This is a genomic window from Streptomyces sp. 4N124 (assembly GCF_052245395.1).
Lineage (GTDB): Bacteria > Actinomycetota > Actinomycetes > Streptomycetales > Streptomycetaceae > Streptomyces.
Genome location: NZ_JBQQBS010000026.1, coordinates 43,811 through 59,792, shown reverse-complemented (window position 1 = coordinate 59,792; position 15,982 = coordinate 43,811). Strand labels below are relative to the sequence as shown.

Here is a 15,982-nt window from a genome sequence, read left to right as displayed (position 1 = left end):
GCGCTACCGTGAGCGTCATGGAGACCACACCGGCATTTCCGAAGATCATCTCCGTCGACGACCACACCGTGGAGCCCGCGGACGTGTGGCAGAACCGGCTTCCGAAGAAGTACCTGGACATCGGACCGCGCGTAGTCCGCGCGCCCCTGAAGGAGATGTCCTTCCTCGGCGGCCGCTTCAAGCCCGTCATGGGCACCCCCGGCAGCGACGACGGACCGATCGGCGACTGGTGGATCTACGAGGATCTGCACCGGCCCCTCACCCGCCTGGACACGGCGGTCGGCTACAGCAGGGACGAGATCAAGCTCGAAGTCATCACATACGAGCAGATGCGCGTCGGCTCGTACGACGTCCCCGCCCGCCTCGCCGACATGGACGTCAACCACGTCCAGTCCGCCGTCTGCTTCCCCACCTTCCCCCGCTTCTGCGGGCAGACCTTCACGGAGGCGAGCGACCACGAACTCGGCCTGCTCTGCGTCCAGGCCTACAACGACTGGATGGTGGAGGAGTGGTGCGGGCCCGAGGCCCAGGGCCGGCTCATCCCGCTCATCCTCATTCCCCTCTGGGACGCCGAGCTGGCGGCGGCGGAGGTCCGGCGCAACGCGGCCCGTGGCGTCCGTGCCGTCGCCTTCTCCGAGATACCCCCGCACCTCGGCCTGCCCTCCGTCCACACCGACTACTGGGACCCCTTCCTCGCCGCCTGCGCCGAGACCGGCACCGTCGTCGCCATGCACATCGGCTCCAGCAGCCGTATGCCCTCCACCTCCGCCGACGCCCCGCCCGCCGTCGGCTCCACCATCACCTTCGCCAACTGCTGCTTCTCGATGGTGGACTGGCTGATGAGCGGCAAGTTCGAGCGCTTCCCGGGGCTGAAGGTCATGTACGCGGAAGGGCAGATCGGCTGGATCCCGTACATCCTCGAGCGCGCCGACATCGTCTGGGAGGAGAACCGGGGGTGGGGCGGGGTCGCGGACAAGGTGCACCGGCCGCCGTCCGAGCTGTTCGCCGAGCATGTCTACGGCTGCTTCTTCGACGACGCCTTCGGGTTGCGCAACCTCGACGCCATCGGGGTCGGCAATGTGCTCTACGAGACCGACTACCCCCACTCCGACTCCACGTGGCCCGAGTCCCGCAAGGTCGGCGAGACACAGATGGGACACCTGGACGCGGACGTCGTCGAGCGGATCGTACGGCGTAACGCGATCGAGCTGCTGGGGCTCACGGACGACGGGCTGTGGGCCGGCCCCTGAGCCGGCTCAGGGGCGGATCCGCGACGACGGCGACACCCTGGGCGTACGACGGACGGAGAGCTGGTTGCCCTGGGTGGCCAGCATCCGGCGGACCACGGGCTCCGGCATGCGGACCACCACCGGACGGGCCAGGGTGGTCTCCCGTACGGCCGTACTCGTACGGCCGTTGCGGACCCGGTTGGTCACCTGAGCCACCACCCTGACGTCCAGCGTGAACTGGACCAGGACGGACTTCATCTTGGGCTTGTGCATCGGCATCGAGCCGGAGGAGTTCGCCGTGGCGTCGGTCGCGCCGCCGGAGCCGCCCGTGTTGCCCATCAGCTGGTTGAGGCGGAACTGGTCGGCGTTGAGCAGGCCCGCGCCGAACATCGGGCGGGCCGCCCTGCTGTGGTCGGTCGAGCTCTGGCCGTCCGCCTGGGTGGGGCGGGGCGCGTCCAGATCGCTCTGGCCGATCGTCTCGAAGGTCATCTTGTCGCCGACGCCCAGCACCAGGCCGTTGCGCAGCCGTGCGTGCAGGGAGGCGTTCAGATTCTGGCCCTCCGCGCCGGAGGCGTGCACCGGCGGCAGGTCGACCCCGGCGGAGGTGAGCAGCGGCAGCGCGGCGATCATCCACTCCGTGGAGACCGCCTCGTTCAGGGCGTACGCGGCGGCCTGCCCCTTGTCGCGGAACCGGTCGCCGCCGCCCGCCTGCCGGACCGCGTCCGTCACCAACTGCCGGACCTGCGGGGCCCCTTGGAAGCCGTTGACCTGCGCCTCCAGCGGCAGCCGCACTCCACCCGCATGCCAGACGTCCAGGCCGACCGAGCCGTCGTCGCGCGTGCTGCCCTGGGCGACGCGTGCCACGTCCTGAGCCGGAAGCTCCACATGGGAGAGGGCTTTGAGGTCCGCGTTCAGGACGCGATGGGTCAGCGCCAGCTTGTCCAGCACGGCCAGCCCCACCCGGGAGTTGCCCCGGTACAGCTCCAGGCTCGCCCGGACCGGCACCCGCATCTTCGACGACGGCGCCGCGCCCGCCTCCGCGACCGTCTTCATGCCGAGCTGGCCCCGGCTCGCGGCACCGCTGCGCCGCGAGGTGCCGGACGAGAGTCCGAGGCCTCCCGCACCGCCGGTGCTCTTCAACTGCCCGGCCCCGCCATCCGGTTTGCCCGATCCCGCGAGGATGCCCTCGACGCCGGTCACCACGCCCTCGTCGTGGGAGTCGGCCTGCTGGGCGACGGCCGAGGTGATGTACTCCATGTCCCGCTTGTCGTCCGCCTCGCCCAGGAACGTGCCGTCACCGACCCGGTCGACCTTGAACACGGCCCAGTACGGCGTCTTGCGGCCGTCGAACAGCTCGACGGTGACCCCGCCGTCCATGGCACTGGCCAGCAGTCCGGCGGAGCCGTCGCGGTCCAGGACACGCAGCAGCCGCTGCACGTTGTCGTTGCGGTCGTCGAGCTGCCGGCGCGGCAGCAGGTCGTCGGCGAGGTCCTGCCGCCGGTTCGCGACGAGGCGTGCCCGTAGCTGGCCCAGCAGCGGGACGAAGTCCGGGAGATCCTCGATCATGCCGAACCCCAGCGGCAGTTCGCGGCGCAACGACGGGCCGGTGCCGGCGGGCGGCGCCGACGAGGACGTGGCCGCCGTGTCCGTGGCGGCGGCCCGCTCGGCGGCCATACGGGAACTCTCCGCCGGGCTCTCCTCCTGCGCGCCGGAGGACGCCTTGGCCGGTGCGGGGGCGTCCAGCCCCAGCTCCCGCCGGATCTCCGCCGGCAGCTGCGCCTCCGTCAGCCACACGCCCGCCGCGGCGGGCAGCGTCTGGGCGCCCTTCGCCACGTAGGGGCCGCCGCCGGTGACCTTGACCTCCGCGATCATGTCGACCAGCACATCGCACTGGACGAGATAGAGCGGGGCCTTCTTCGGAGTGTGGGCGTTGCGCTCGACCGTGCCGGACACGGCCTGGGACCGGGCGTCGCCCTCGCTCGACGTACGGATCGCCGTCAGGCCCTGGCCGGCCCGCCAGAAGGTGCCCTGCTCCGAGCCCATGACGCCGAACTGCCAGGTGCTGGTGGTGCCCTCGCCGACCTGCCCCGCGGACTGGTGGCCGCCCAGCACGAAGGTCTCGGTGCCCGGGCCCGCGCCCCTGTGCACGAACTTCGGGTTGGCCAGCGCGAGCCGGGTGCCGACGGCGCCCTTGAGGGCCGCGAGGCGGCGCGGATAGCGGAGGTTCTTCACGACCCAGCCGGAGGACGCGGCCTGCCGCAGCGCCGCCTGGACCGCCCGTTCACCGAACCGCTCCTCGATCGCCTGCCGTGGGGCGAGCCCCTCGGTCGCCAGCGCCGGGTCCTCGCGCATGGTCTTGTTGCGGGCGGCGGCCTGGGACAGCAGCGCGAAGGCGAGCTCCCGGACGGGCGCCGCCTCGACGGTCTCCACCAGCTGCCAGTCCCGCACCAGGGACCCGGTGGCCGGCTGCGGGACGAGCGTGGCCAGGTCGCCGATGCCCTCGGCGGCGAGGTCGGCGGTGGCGGGCGCCGGCTCCCCGCGGCCCCCGACCACCGCGTCCAGCCGGTCCTTCCCCTCCTGGTCCAGCGTGAACTCCGTCGGCGTGGTCAGCCGTACGTCCTGGCTGCCCATGTTCATGTACGTCACCGTCTCGGCCTCCGGCACGTCCCGGCCCGGCTTGCCGGGGGTGAGGCCACGGGCGAGTTTGCGGGGCCGGGAGGTCATGGTGGCCTCCACGTCGAGCTGCAGGGCGGCCCGGAAGGCGCTGGCCGTGTCGGAGCCGTTGGACACGACGTCCGTACGGCCCGTCGTGCCGGCCTGGTTGCGGTGGGCGCCGGTGCTGTGCCGTTCGTAGCGGGCCGAGCCGGTCAGGACGCCGGGGACGATCCGGGCCTGGCCGAGGACCAGGCCGCCGATCGACCGCTGGCTGCTGCGCCCGCTCTGGGCGTTGCCGGTGACGCCGGAGTGGCTGCGCACCGACCAGTCCTTGATGTCGCCCTCGTAGGCGGTGTCGCTCAGTCTGCCCTTGACGAGGAGCTGCACGTCGTGGGCGTGCATGGTCGTCTTGCGGCGCAGCCGCACCCGGATGCCGGTGGACAGCAACTGGTCCTTGTTCACCCGGAGGTTGGTCTCCGACAGCGCGGTCATCAGCTCGCGGTAGTTGTGCCGCTGGGCCTCGTCCTCCTCGTTGCTGACGTGACCGGCCGGCGCGGCGGTGCCGAAGGCGGGGAGGTAACCGGCCAGCCGGGGATCGGTGGCGAACATCTCGCGCACCGCCCGCACCATGGGCCCGGTGTCGACCCGGCTCAGCGCGACGCCGGCTCCCTTCCCGTCGTAGGGAAGATGGCGCTCGACCTCCTGCTCCTCGCCGTTCTCGTCGACCCGCGCCGGCTTCTTGACGAAGTCCTCGGCGGTCATGCCGGGCGGCAGCGGCAGCCCGAAGGACGCCGCCTCGTCGGCCCGCAGGCTGATCCACACGTTCATCGAGTGCCGGGCGACCCGGGTCTCGGGGTGCAGGATCGCCTGCGCCGAGCGCGGGCCCGTCCCCTCCACGGTGAAGACCACCGTTCCGACGTAGAGGGCCTTCTCGCCGCGGATCTCCGCGCCCTGCCGGCTGGCGACGCTCTGCTCGGTCGCGGTGAAGCGCGCCTTGCGGGCGGCGCCGACCGGCATGGCGGTGCCCCGCACGACCGCCGCGCCCGCGACCGCGCCGACGCCGATCGCCGGGCCCACGCCGCCCGCGACGGACCGCCCCTTGCCCGCGCTCTCCGTGACCGACGTCTGGCTCTGCTGGTGGGTGCGCAGCTGGGTCTCGCCGGTGCCCCAGGCCGGGGAGAGGCCGGTGATCGCGGCACGCAGGTGGTAACTGCCCGCCGTCTTGTCGTCCTTGGAGTGCAGGTCCTCGCCGACCACGCCGTCCCGCAGCAGCCGCGGCATGTCCTCCAGGACGGTCGCCGTGGAGGTCGCCTGGTACAGCCGGCTCCGGCCCGGCGCGCCGGGTGCGGTGAGCGAGGGGTGCAGTACGGAGGCGACGGCGTCGAAGAGCCCGCCGCCGCCCTCGTGCGGGGCGGCGGCGTCGGCCACGGCGAGCGGAGCCAGGGAGTCGGCGAGCGAGACGTTCCGGGCGGTGTCCGCGCTCACGGGCCGCGGCGGGGCGGGTGCCGCGATGCCGGCGGGGACCAGGTGCTCGGTCGGCACGCGCTGGGTGAGCGCGCCGGAGTCCTGGTACGTCTGCGCGTCCTCGGTGCTGCCGTGCAGTTTGGCCCGTACCTCGAAGCGCACCTTGCGCCGCACCTCGACGGTGCCGTCCTTGCTCCGCAGCACGCGCGGCTCGGCCACGTTCCGCTGGTGGCGGGACTCCCGGGAGGACTGCCAGGGCTGCGCGTTGACCATGCCGGCGCCGCCCAGCCACAGACCGGGGACGACGGGCGCGAGCCCGAAGGTGAGGCCGCCGGCGCCGTGGCTGGAGTTCCCGCCGCCCTGGGAGCTGACGGTGGCGGCCGTGTTGTGGTGGACGTCGAGCTTGGTGTCCTTGCCCACCGGGTCCTCCAGCCGGGCCTTCGGCACACCGTCGGTCTGCGGCGCGGCGTCGGCCAGGTCGTTCTGCAGGAACACGGGGGGTCTGTCGTCGGGGGCCCGGGAGATGGTGACGGTGATGTCCCACCACTCCTTGCCCGTACGGCCCTCGACGGCGAAGGCACGGCCCCGCCCGAAGAAGCTCTCCGGCCGTCCGGTCAGTTCGCCGGTGATGTCGGCGACCGTGCCGTCCGCGTGCCCGACGACCGCGGACACCGCATGCCGCACGAACTCGTGCCCGGTCAGTGCGTACGTCGAGGAGAGGCCGCCCGCCTGGAGGTTCATCAGGTACGACGGCAGCTCGAACTCGACTTCCGGGCTCTCGTCGACAACCGGCAGCTTCGGCCGGGCGCTTCCGTTCCGTGCGCGTTGCACCGCCCGCGACGTGGCCGCGTTGCCCGCGGACTGCTGGAAGGCGAGGAGGGCGGGTGGAGCGGCATCGGAGACGGGTGGCCTGGCGTTGCGGGGCGCCTGGGACGACTGCTGGGAGTCGCCGGTTCTGCCGCTCCCCGGCTGCTGCTGAGTCCGCACGGCCTCAACGTAGCCAGCGCGGGGACGGTTCGAGATCATTCCGCCGACTCCTGGCACAGTTGCCGCCCGTGCTGCACCGGTGCGCCAACTCCGGTACACCCATAGGCCATTTAGGGCCCCGGCACCTCTTTGCGGCCGGGGACATTCCACCGACCCCTTGCCTGACGGGCCATCAGCTCCGACCATGCATGTGACGACCCGTCAGATAATGGAGGACCAGCGTGTCCTACGGCATCCAGCTCCCGGTCCAGTCCCAGAGCACCCTCTACACCGAGCCCTGGGAAGCGGCCGCCGGCCCCGACGACCTGGTGGCCGTCGCCCGGGCCGCCGACCGCGCGGGCTTCTCCTACGTCGCCTGCTGCGACCACGTGGCCATCCCGCGCCGCCTCGCGCCCGCGATGAGCACGATCTGGTACGACCCCGTCGCCACCCTCGCCTTCCTCGCGGCGGCCACAGAGAGGGTGCGGCTGCTCAGTCATGTCGCGGTCGTGGGCCTCCGCCACCCCCTCCTCACCGCCAAGCAGTACGCCACCCTCGATCACCTCAGCGGGGGCCGCCTGATCCTCGGGGTCGGAGCCGGGCATGTGCGCGAGGAGTTCGAGGTGCTTGGCGTCGACTTCGAGCGGCGGGGGCTTGTGCTGGACGAGACGCTCGACGCCCTGCGCGCCGCCCTCGGCCCTGAGGAGTTCCCCGAACACCACGGCAAGCTCCACGACTTCGAGGGGCTCGGGCAGCGCCCGCGTCCGGCTCAGGAGCGCGTCCCGGTCTGGGTCGGCGGATCATCGCCGGCCGCTGTGCGCAGGGCGGCGCTGAAGGGGGACGGGTGGCTGCCGCAGGGGGATCCGCGAGATCGGCTGCCCGCGCAGATCGCGCGGATACGGCAGCTGAGGCAAGAAGCGGGAATCGAGGGGTCGTTCACTGTGGGCGCCCTCACCGAGCCCCTGTACGTCGGGACGCCTGCCTGGGACGTCGGGCGCCGGACCCTCACCGGCCCTCCCGACTCCCTCGCCGAGTCCCTCCGGGCCTACCGCGCGATGGGCGTGGACCAGATCCAGGTGCGTTTCCGCAGTCGCGGCCGCACCGAACTCATCGACCAGATCGCGGCGTTCGGCGCCGACATAGCACCCCACCTCTGAGGACCCGAGGAGACGCCATGGGCAAGCTGGACGGACGCGTCGTCATCATCACCGGCGCGGCACGCGGACAGGGCGAGCAGGAGGCCCGGCTGTTCAGGGCGGAGGGCGCGGCGGTCGTCGTGGCCGACGTGCTGGACGACCAGGGGGAGTCCCTCGCCAAGGAGATCGGGGCGACGTATGTCCACCTGGACGTCGGCGAGGAGGCCGACTGGCAGGCAGCCGTGACCGCCGCGAAGGAGGCGCACGGCCATCTCGACGGGCTGGTCAACAACGCCGGGATCCTGCGGTTCAACGCGCTCGCGGACACGCCGCTCGACGAGTTCATGCAGGTGGTGCGGGTCAACCAGGTCGGCTGTTTCCTGGGGATCAAATCGGTGGCCCCCGAACTGGCCGACGGCGGCACGATCGTCAACACCGCCTCGTACACCGGGGTGACCGGCATGGCGGCCGTGGGCGCCTACGCCGCCACCAAGCACGCCATCCTCGGCCTGACCCGCGTCGCCGCGCTGGAGCTGGCCCACCGGGGCATTCGGGTCAACGCCATGTGCCCGGGCGCCATCGACACGGCGATGTCCAACCCGGCCCAGTTGGACCCGAACGCGGACGCCGCGGAGATGACGGACGCGCTGGACGCGCTCTACCGCAAGCTCGTGCCGCTGGGCCGGATCGGGCGGCCGGAGGAGGTGGCACGGCTGGCGCTGTTCCTCACGTGCGCAGACTCGTCGTACATCACGGGGCAGCCGTTCGTGATCGACGGCGGGTGGCTCGCGGGGGTCTCGGTTGTCTGACTGACCGTCAGCTATTGACGCTTCATGCGTACGGTGCCACAGTCAGCGATCTGACGCACCATCAGATAATCCACAGCACTCCAGACCGGGGACGGTGAACCTCCTTGGAATTCGGGCTCTTTGTACAGGGATATGTGGGCAAGCGCGCCGAGACCGACCCGCTGGCCGAGCACAAGGCGCTGATGGAGGAGACCGAGTACGTCATCCAGGCGGACAAGTCCGGCTTCAAGTACGCCTGGGCCTCCGAGCACCACTTCCTGGAGGAGTACTCGCACCTCTCCGCCAACGACGTGTTCTTGGGGTACCTCGCCCACGCGACGGAACGCATCCATCTCGGCTCCGGGATCTTCAATCCCCTCGCCCAGGTCAACCACCCGGTCAAGGTCGCCGAGAAGGTCGCCATGCTCGACCATCTCTCCGGCAACCGCTTCGAGTTCGGCAGCGGACGGGGCGCCGGGTCGCACGAGATCCTCGGGTTCCTCCCCGGGATCACCGACATGAACTACACCAAGGAGATCTGGGAAGAGACCATCGCCGAGTTCCCGAAGATGTGGCTCCAGGAGGAGTACGCCGGGTTCCAGGGCAAGCACTGGTCGCTGCCGCCGCGGAAGATCCTGCCGAAGCCGTACGGGAAGTCCCACCCCGCGATGTGGTACGCGGCGGGGTCGCCGCCGTCGTACGCGATGGCGGCGAAGAAGGGGCTCGGTGTGCTCGGGTTCAGCGTGCAGAAGGTCTCCGACATGGAGTGGGTGCTGGAGCAGTACAAGACGGCGGTGGTGGATGCGGAACCCGTCGGGGATTTCGTGAACGACAACGTGATGGTGACGACCACGGCGATCTGTGCGCCTACGCATGCCGAGGCGATCGACATCGCTGTGCGCGGAGGGCTGCACTATCTGCCCTCGCTGGTGTTCCGGTACCACGACACGTTTCCGCGGCCGGAAGGGTTTCCGGTGTGGCCGGAGACGTTGCCGGAGTACACGGCGGAGTTCGTCGAGGTCCTCATCGAGGAGGAGCTGCTGATCTGTGGGGATCCGGATGAGGTGCTCACGCAGTGCAAGCGGTGGGAGCAGGCGGGGGCGGATCAGTTGAGTTTCGGGTTGCCGGTGGGGGTGCCGAAGGAGGAGACGTTGCAGACGATTCGGCTCATTGGGGAGCACGTGATTCCGAAGATCGACACGGATCCGGTGCATCGGACTACGCGGTTCCGGAGGGCTGCCTGAGGTTCGTTGGCGTCTGCGGGTCCGTTGTGGCTGGTCGCGCAGTTCCCCGCGCCCCTAGGTAAGTCAGGTCACCGTAGCTCCAGGAGGTGAGCCCCATGCTTGATCACGTCATCAAAGGTGCGGCCGTCGTCGATGGGACCGGTGCGGCTGCTTTCACTGCCGATGTCGGCATACGAGACGGTCGTATCGCCGTCATCGGTACCGTCACCGAGGAGGCGCGGACCAGTGAGGATGCTGCTGGGCTCGTTCTCGCGCCCGGGTTTGTCGATCCTCACACGCACTACGACGCCCAGTTGTTCTGGGATCCGTACGCCACCCCGTCCCTGAACCACGGGGTGACCACGGTCGCGGCCGGCAACTGCGGATTCACGCTCGCTCCCCTCAACCCCGACCGGCCGGACGACGCGGACTACACGCGTCGGATGATGTCCAAGGTCGAGGGGATGTCGCTGATCGCGCTCGAAGAAGGCGCGCCTTGGAGTTGGAGTTCCTTCGGGGAGTACCTCGATGCGCTCGAAGGTCGTATCGCCGTCAACGCGGGCTTCATGGTGGGGCACTGTGCGCTGCGGCGGTATGTGATGGGGCCGGATGCGGTGGGCGGGCAGCCGTCCGAGGAGCAGCTCGCCGCCATGATCCGCCTGTTCCACGAGGCGATGGATGCGGGTGCGTGGGGATTCTCGACCACCCAGTCGTCCACCCACTCCGACGGGGACGGGCAGCCGGTTGCCTCCCGGCATGCGAAACCTGCCGAACTGCTGGCGCTCTCCCAGGCGGTCGGGGAGCACGAGGGGACGCAGATCGAGGCGATCGTGGCCGGGTGTCTGGATCAGTTCAGTGATGCCGAGATCGATCTGTTCGTGGAGATGAGCGCGGCGGCGGGGCGGCCGTTGAACTGGAATGTGCTGACGATCGACTCGTCCGTCCCGGAGCGCGTGCCGAGGCAGTTGGTCGCGAGTGAGCGGGCGCGGAAGGCGGGCGGGCGGGTGGTGGCGTTGACGATGCCCATCCTCACGCCGATGAACATGTCCCTCGGAACCTTCTGCGCGCTGAACCTCATCCCAGGGTGGGGGCCGATTCTGGGGCTGCCGGTGCCGGAGCGGATCGCGCGGCTCAGGGATGCCGATGTGCGGGCGGAGATGCTGGAGCGGGCGGGCAGCAAGGAGGCGGGGGTCTTCCGGCGGCTGACGAACTTCGGGCGGTACGTCATCGGCGACACGTACAGCGAGGCGAACCGTGGGCTGAGCGGGCGGGTCGTGGAGGACATCGCGGCGGAACGCGGGCAGGACTCCTTCCAGTGCCTGGTGGAGATCTGTGCGGCGGACGAACTGCGTACGGTGCTCTGGCCGATGCCACCCGACAACGACCCGGCGTCCTGGGCGATGCGGGCCGAGGCCTGGCAGCACGAGGACGTGATGCTCGGGGGGTCGGACGCCGGGGCGCATCTGGACCGGATGTGCGGGGCGCCGTACACGACCCGGTTCCTCGGGGACTGTCTGCGCGGCCGGAAGCTGACCGGGCTTGAGCAGGCGGTGAAGATGCTGACCGACGATCCGGCGCGGTTGTTCGGACTGCGGGAGCGGGGCCGGGTGGCGGAGGGATTCCATGCGGACCTCGTCCTCTTCGACCCGGAACGGATCGACGCCGGCACGGCCACCCTGGTGCACGACCTGCCGGGTGACAGTCCGCGGCTGGACTCCAAGGCGATCGGGGTGCGGGCCGTGTGGGTCAACGGAGTCGAGGCGATCCGGGACGACGTGGTGACGGGGGCGGTGCCGGGGCAGGTGCTGCGGTCCGGGCGGGACACGAGCACGGTGAGCACCAAGTGACCGATCGGCAGCGGCTGTTCATCGGTGGCCGGTGGGTCGAGCCGGACGGCGGCCACTACGCGGTGATCGACCCGGCGTCGGAGGAGACCGTCGGGTGGGCGCCGGAGGCCTCGCGGGATCAGGTGCACGCGGCCGCTGCCGCGGCCCGCGAGGCCTTCGGTCCGTGGTCGCGTACGACGCCGGAGGAGCGGGCGGTCGTGCTGGGCCGGGCGGCGGACATCATCCGCGGGCACCTGGAGCCGTATGCCCGGCTGGCGCAGGCGGAGACGGGGGCGACGACCGGGACGGCGTACGGCATGCAGGTCGGGGTCGGTGCGGCCCGCTTCCGGCGGTACGCGAAGGCCGAACCGGCGGAGTGGGCGATCCCGCCGCAGATCAACGAGGCGGGCCCGATGGGCAAGGCGGCGGTGATGGGTGCCCTCGCCGTACGCCAGCCCGTCGGCGTCGTCACCTGCGTCACCTCCTACAACAACCCCTGGGCGAACCCCGCCGGAAAGATCGCCCCCGCGCTGGCCATGGGCAACACGGTCGTCGTCAAACCCGCCCCGCAGGACCCCCTGTCGGTGTTCCGGATGGCCGAGGCGCTGGAGGCGGCGGGCGTTCCGGCGGGCGTCGTGAACGTGGTCTGCGGCCGGTCGGTGGAGGTCGGCGAGGCGGCCGTCTCGTCCCCCGACGTCGACATGGTCAGCTTCACCGGCTCCACCGCCGTAGGACAGCGCATCGCCGAGGTGTGCGGGCGCGACATGAAACGACAGTTGATGGAGCTGGGCGGGAAGGGCGCGGCGCTCGTCTTCGACGACGCGGACCTCGGCTCGGCCGTGGCCGGCATCGGGACCACCTTCTCCTTCTACAGCGGCCAGATCTGCACGGCACCGACGCGGGTGCTGGCGCAGCGCGGGGTGTATGACCGGTTGGTCGAGCAACTGGTGGGCTATGCGGAGCGGTTGAAGGTCGGGGACCCGAGGGAGCCCGGGACGGTGGTCGGGCCGGTGATCTCGGCTGAGCACCGGGAACGGGTGGAGTCGTACGTCGAGTTGGGCCGCAAGGAGGGGGCCACGGTGGTGACGGGCGGCGAACGTCCCCCGTACGACCGGGGCTTCTACGTCTCCCCGACCCTCCTGGCGGACTGCACTTCCCCGATGCGCGTGACCCGGGAGGAGATCTTCGGCCCGGTCGTGTGCGTCATCCCCTTCGAGGACGAGGAAGAGGGGATCACCCTCGCCAACGACAGCGACTACGGCCTGATCGACTACGTCTGGTCGTCGGACGTGGCCCGGGCATTCCGTGTGGCCCGGCAACTGCGGGCCGGCGGGGTCGGCGTGAACACCGTCGGGCGGAACATGGAGGCGCCGTTCGGGGGGTTCAAGAGGAGCGGGGTGGGCCGGGACGTGGGCTCATACGCCCTGCACGCTTACAGCGAGGTGCAGGCGATCGTGTGGCCGGGGTGACGGCGGTCATGGTGACTGTGTGAGCCGGTAGGCCTCCTGCTGGGCGCGGGCGGTGTGTGCTTCCCAGCGGTGGGCGGTTGCCCTGCCCGCATGCAGGCCCGCGAACACGCAGCCGGCGAGGACGGGCACCAGAAGCAGCGAGACGAGGATGTCCCAGCCGGAGGGCGAATAGGAGTTGGAGCCCACCAGCTTCAGGAAGGTGCTCAGGTCGGTCTCGCGCAGCAGGTCGGAGTCGGCCTTGAGGCTGCCCGAGCGGAGGGACGTGTTGCTGCTGATCAGGCCGAAGACCAGCAGCAGCGTGCCGGCGACGAGCGCGCCGCGGGGCGCCGGCAGCCAGGACCAGGGCATACGCAGTCGGGGACGGAAGGTGCCGCCGAGCTGTGCGGCGCACGGGATCAGCATGATCATGGCCGAGAAGCTCGCGACGACGGCCAGCACGGACAGGGTCTGCGCCGCGTCGAACTCGTAACTGGAGAACCACCAGCTGAGCCAGATGAGGACGAGCGGAAGCAGGGCCCAGCCGAGGCCGAGGGCCAGTGCGCGGAGTATGGCCAGTGCGCGGGCGGCGGGCCGCACCTGGGCGGCCGCGGCTGCCTTCCACTCCCGCTCCCGCTGCCGCCGCCGCTCCTCCTCCCGGGCCTCCTTGAGCCGCCGCTGACGTTCCTCCTCCTCGGCGCGCCGCCGCTGCTCCTGCCGTCTCCGCTCCTCCGCCCGACGCCGTTCCTCCTCTTCCTGCTCCTGCTTGAGCCGCCGCTTGTGCGCCAGCTCTTCGGCCCGGCGCCGCAGCTCACGCTTCTCGGCCTCGGCGAGTGCCTCCCCCTCCGCCCGCTCGGACCAGTCGGCCTCTGCCAGTTGGCCGAGCAGGGTGTGGCGGCCCCCGGCGGCCTGCAGCAGGCGGTCGTACCACACCGTGCTCGTGTCCGGCGGCTGCGCCTCGCCGACCTGCCGCCGGGGCCGTACTTCCGCCAGGTGCTCCGGCGGCAGCAGGGCGGCCAGCAGTGCACCGGGGCCCACGTCGGAAGCCCAGTCCCGCACTTCCGGCGGCCACCACGTGGTGTCGGTGGCCTGCCATGCCTTCAGCGCCTTGGCCCACTGCCGGTGGACGCCTCGCAGCTGGTCGAGCGTGGTGAACCCGGCCAGAGTGTCGAGCAGGCGGTGCTGCTGGGACAGTTCCTTGAGCAGTTCCGCGTCGCGCTTGCCGCCGCCGACGTAGCGGTGCAGGCAGACAGCGGTCAGCGTGTCGTAGGTGATCGGCCGTCCGCGGTAGACGACCGGGCCGTCCGGGTCGAGCCAGCGCAGCAGGTGCAGCAGCTTGTGGTGCGGGGGAAGGGCGGGGTTGGTCAGGCAGCGGTCGATGAGGACGATCCGGCCCTCGACGTCATCGGTCCGGGGATCGTTGAACTGCCGTAGCCAGGAGCGGAGTTCGGCCCAGCTCTCGGTGGGGTGCGCCTCGCTGCCCATGTGCCCGAAGAATCGGTCGGCGGCGGTCGACCAGTGCGTGCGGACCGTCTCCGCCAGGCCCTTCTTCGTGGCGTGCGGGGTCCCCGCGAAGACGAGCGCGCGGGACACGTAGGCGTGCTGGACCGAGGGCCGGGGCGGGGGCGGCACTGTCGGCGGGGGCGGGGCGTCCCTGGTGGGCGCGGCGGGGTTGCGGGCGAGCGCGATGTGCTGGGTGGTGCCGCGGAACTGCTGCTCCGGGACGGGCAGTTCCCGGCGTCGGGCGCTGCGGCGCAGTTCCTCGGCGAGGGTGCCGAGGGAGAGCAGGGGCCCGGCTTCCGGGATGCCGTGCCGCAGCAGGTGGAGCAGTTCGCCGGTGAAGGTCGTGTACGGCTTTCCCGGCGGGGCCAGGGCCTGTTCATTCGCGGTGGTGGCGGTCAGGAGGCAGCTGCCCTCGATGTCCAGGTCCTGTGCGACGCCGCTCATGCCCTGGATGGCCCGCCCGCTGAAGCAGCTGTCCACGATCACGATCTTGTTGGTCGCCCGGGACGAGTTCACGATGTCGCGCAGCAGGTCGTAGTCGAAACCGCTGACCGCCGCGTTGGCCGACTGCGTGTGCGGAAGGCCGAGATACAGGCCCCCGCGCAGTTTGCGCAGGCCATGCCCCGCGAAGTAGATCAGGAGGGTGTCGGTGGCCGCGGTGGCGTGGTGCCGCAGCGCGTCGTAGACGGGGATCGCGCCGGCCGGATCGAGGAGCACGGCGCAGCGCTCGGCGGCGAAGGCGCCCAGGGGAGAGGCCAGGGCGGTGCGCAGGTCCTCGAGATTGTTGGCCACGGCCGGCAGGTCGGCCAGGTCGTCGGCTTCGTAGGTGGCGGTACCGAACAGGAATGCGCGGGAGGCCTCCGGATCAGGCAGCCGGATCATCACTGTCGCCGAGGTGCTGGAGGAGAGCCGTGGCCACGCGCGTCAGCTCCGCCGGATCCTCGTGCTTGATCTCGCACTGTCCACCGCCGGGCACGCTGATCGTGACGCTCCCGACGGGCGCGGCAGCCTGGGTCGAGCGATACGTCAGCCATGCGCCGATCGCCGCCAAAAGGGTGTTGATGCCCGCGAGCCCCAGCTCCGCCACCTGGACGGCGATCTCCACCCCGGACCCCATGGTGCCCTCCGCGGCGGGCGGAGTCTCCCATCGCATGCGCCCCCGCAGCTCACGCTCGGCGCCCAGCCACTCCCACAGGTCCTCCAGCGCGTCGTCGTCCCCCACGACGTCGATCCGTACGGACATGCGGCCCCCAGCGCGTGCGTCAGTGGTGTGAGGTGTTTATTCCAGTGAACGCGTGATGGCCTGTCAAGCGAAGCTGAAACCTGGACAGTTGAGGCTGCTTTCGACCACTCAGCTGTCCAGATCCACCCGCACCGTGAGCAACCCCGCCCCCACCACCCGTACCGCCGCACTGTTCATCCGGGGCAGGCTCCGCAGCCGGGCCACCGCGTCGTCGTCCGGGAGGAGGTGGGCGGTTCCCTCGTGCCAGCGCCCGCGGATCCGGACGCGGACCCGTGGGTCGGCCTTGATGTTGCGGACGTACTGCGACCGCTCCCCGAACTCCGAGACCAGCCAGAAGGAGTCGCCGACGCGCCGACCGCCGATGGGGGTGCGGCGGGGGAGACCGGAGGTGCGGCCGGTGGTCTCCAGGAGGGTGTGGGCCGGCAGGCGGCGCATGACGCGGTTGAGGTGACGCTGGACCGCGGTGACGGCCCGGTATTTGCGTTCGGAGTGGCGGGGCATTGT

10 protein-coding genes are annotated in these 15,982 nt (G+C 71.0%); 6 read left to right on the top strand and 4 right to left on the bottom strand.

Annotated elements, in window-relative coordinates; translation table 11 throughout:
- Positions 1-17 precede the first annotated feature (17 nt).
- Entirely contained in the window at positions 18-1,250 is a 1,233-nt protein-coding gene (locus ACTWQO_RS25335; protein ID WP_443239650.1) for an amidohydrolase family protein, read from the top strand.
- 6 nt (positions 1,251-1,256) lie between these two features.
- On the opposite strand, the gene ACTWQO_RS25330 is transcribed toward ACTWQO_RS25335, so the two are convergent.
- The gene (locus ACTWQO_RS25330) at positions 1,257-6,335 is read right to left on the bottom strand and encodes a hypothetical protein (protein WP_443239649.1); all 5,079 of its coding nucleotides are present in this window, start codon (positions 6,333-6,335) and stop codon (positions 1,257-1,259) included.
- 221 nt (positions 6,336-6,556) lie between these two features.
- On the opposite strand from ACTWQO_RS25330, the gene ACTWQO_RS25325 reads away from it, so the two are divergent.
- The 5 genes from ACTWQO_RS25325 to ACTWQO_RS25305 all read left to right on the top strand — a co-directional run bounded on the left by ACTWQO_RS25325 (position 6,557) and on the right by ACTWQO_RS25305 (position 12,756).
- The gene (locus ACTWQO_RS25325) at positions 6,557-7,471 is read left to right on the top strand and encodes a TIGR03619 family F420-dependent LLM class oxidoreductase (protein ID WP_443239648.1); all 915 of its coding nucleotides are present in this window, start codon (positions 6,557-6,559) and stop codon (positions 7,469-7,471) included.
- A gap of 17 nt (positions 7,472-7,488) precedes the next feature.
- Positions 7,489-8,259 (top strand): SDR family NAD(P)-dependent oxidoreductase, encoded by a 771-nt coding sequence (locus tag ACTWQO_RS25320; RefSeq protein WP_443239647.1) that lies wholly within the window; start codon positions 7,489-7,491, stop codon positions 8,257-8,259.
- Between the two features lie 104 nt (positions 8,260-8,363).
- Positions 8,364-9,482, top strand: a complete 1,119-nt coding sequence (locus ACTWQO_RS25315; protein WP_443239646.1) for an LLM class flavin-dependent oxidoreductase — start codon at positions 8,364-8,366, stop codon at positions 9,480-9,482.
- A 95-nt stretch (positions 9,483-9,577) separates the two neighbouring features.
- Positions 9,578-11,308 carry an N-acyl-D-amino-acid deacylase family protein gene (locus ACTWQO_RS25310; protein WP_443239645.1) on the top strand — a complete coding sequence of 577 codons (1,731 nt, stop codon included), beginning with the start codon at positions 9,578-9,580 and terminating at the stop codon, positions 11,306-11,308.
- Entirely contained in the window at positions 11,305-12,756 is a 1,452-nt protein-coding gene (locus tag ACTWQO_RS25305) for an aldehyde dehydrogenase family protein (protein ID WP_443239644.1), read from the top strand. The genes ACTWQO_RS25310 and ACTWQO_RS25305 overlap by 4 nt, the downstream gene beginning before the upstream one ends.
- A 6-nt stretch (positions 12,757-12,762) precedes the next feature.
- Here ACTWQO_RS25305 and ACTWQO_RS25300 read toward each other — a convergent pair whose 3' ends face one another.
- From ACTWQO_RS25300 to ACTWQO_RS25290, 3 genes are all read right to left on the bottom strand, one after another.
- A complete protein-coding gene (locus tag ACTWQO_RS25300) occupies positions 12,763-15,117 on the bottom strand; it encodes a caspase, EACC1-associated type (protein WP_443239643.1) in 2,355 nt (784 codons plus the stop codon).
- Positions 15,101-15,478, bottom strand: coding sequence for an effector-associated constant component EACC1 (locus tag ACTWQO_RS25295; protein WP_443239642.1), 378 nt, complete (start codon positions 15,476-15,478; stop codon positions 15,101-15,103). Before ACTWQO_RS25295 ends, ACTWQO_RS25300 begins: the two co-directional genes overlap by 17 nt.
- A 108-nt stretch (positions 15,479-15,586) precedes the next feature.
- Positions 15,587-15,979 (bottom strand): nitroreductase/quinone reductase family protein, encoded by a 393-nt coding sequence (locus ACTWQO_RS25290; RefSeq protein WP_443239641.1) that lies wholly within the window; start codon positions 15,977-15,979, stop codon positions 15,587-15,589.
- Positions 15,980-15,982: the final 3 nt, after the last annotated feature.

Bases quoted from the DNA above. Each gene is read 5' to 3' on its own strand.
- ACTWQO_RS25335 (WP_443239650.1), top strand. From the start codon at position 18: ATGGAGACCACACCGGCATTTCCGAAGATCATCTCCGTCGACGACCAC.
- ACTWQO_RS25320 (WP_443239647.1), top strand. From the start codon at position 7,489: ATGGGCAAGCTGGACGGACGCGTCGTCATCATCACCGGCGCGGCACGC.
- ACTWQO_RS25310 (WP_443239645.1), top strand. From the start codon at position 9,578: ATGCTTGATCACGTCATCAAAGGTGCGGCCGTCGTCGATGGGACCGGT.
- ACTWQO_RS25300 (WP_443239643.1), bottom strand. From the start codon at position 15,117: ATGATCCGGCTGCCTGATCCGGAGGCCTCCCGCGCATTCCTGTTCGGT.
- ACTWQO_RS25295 (WP_443239642.1), bottom strand. From the start codon at position 15,478: ATGTCCGTACGGATCGACGTCGTGGGGGACGACGACGCGCTGGAGGAC.
- ACTWQO_RS25290 (WP_443239641.1), bottom strand. From the start codon at position 15,979: ATGCCCCGCCACTCCGAACGCAAATACCGGGCCGTCACCGCGGTCCAG.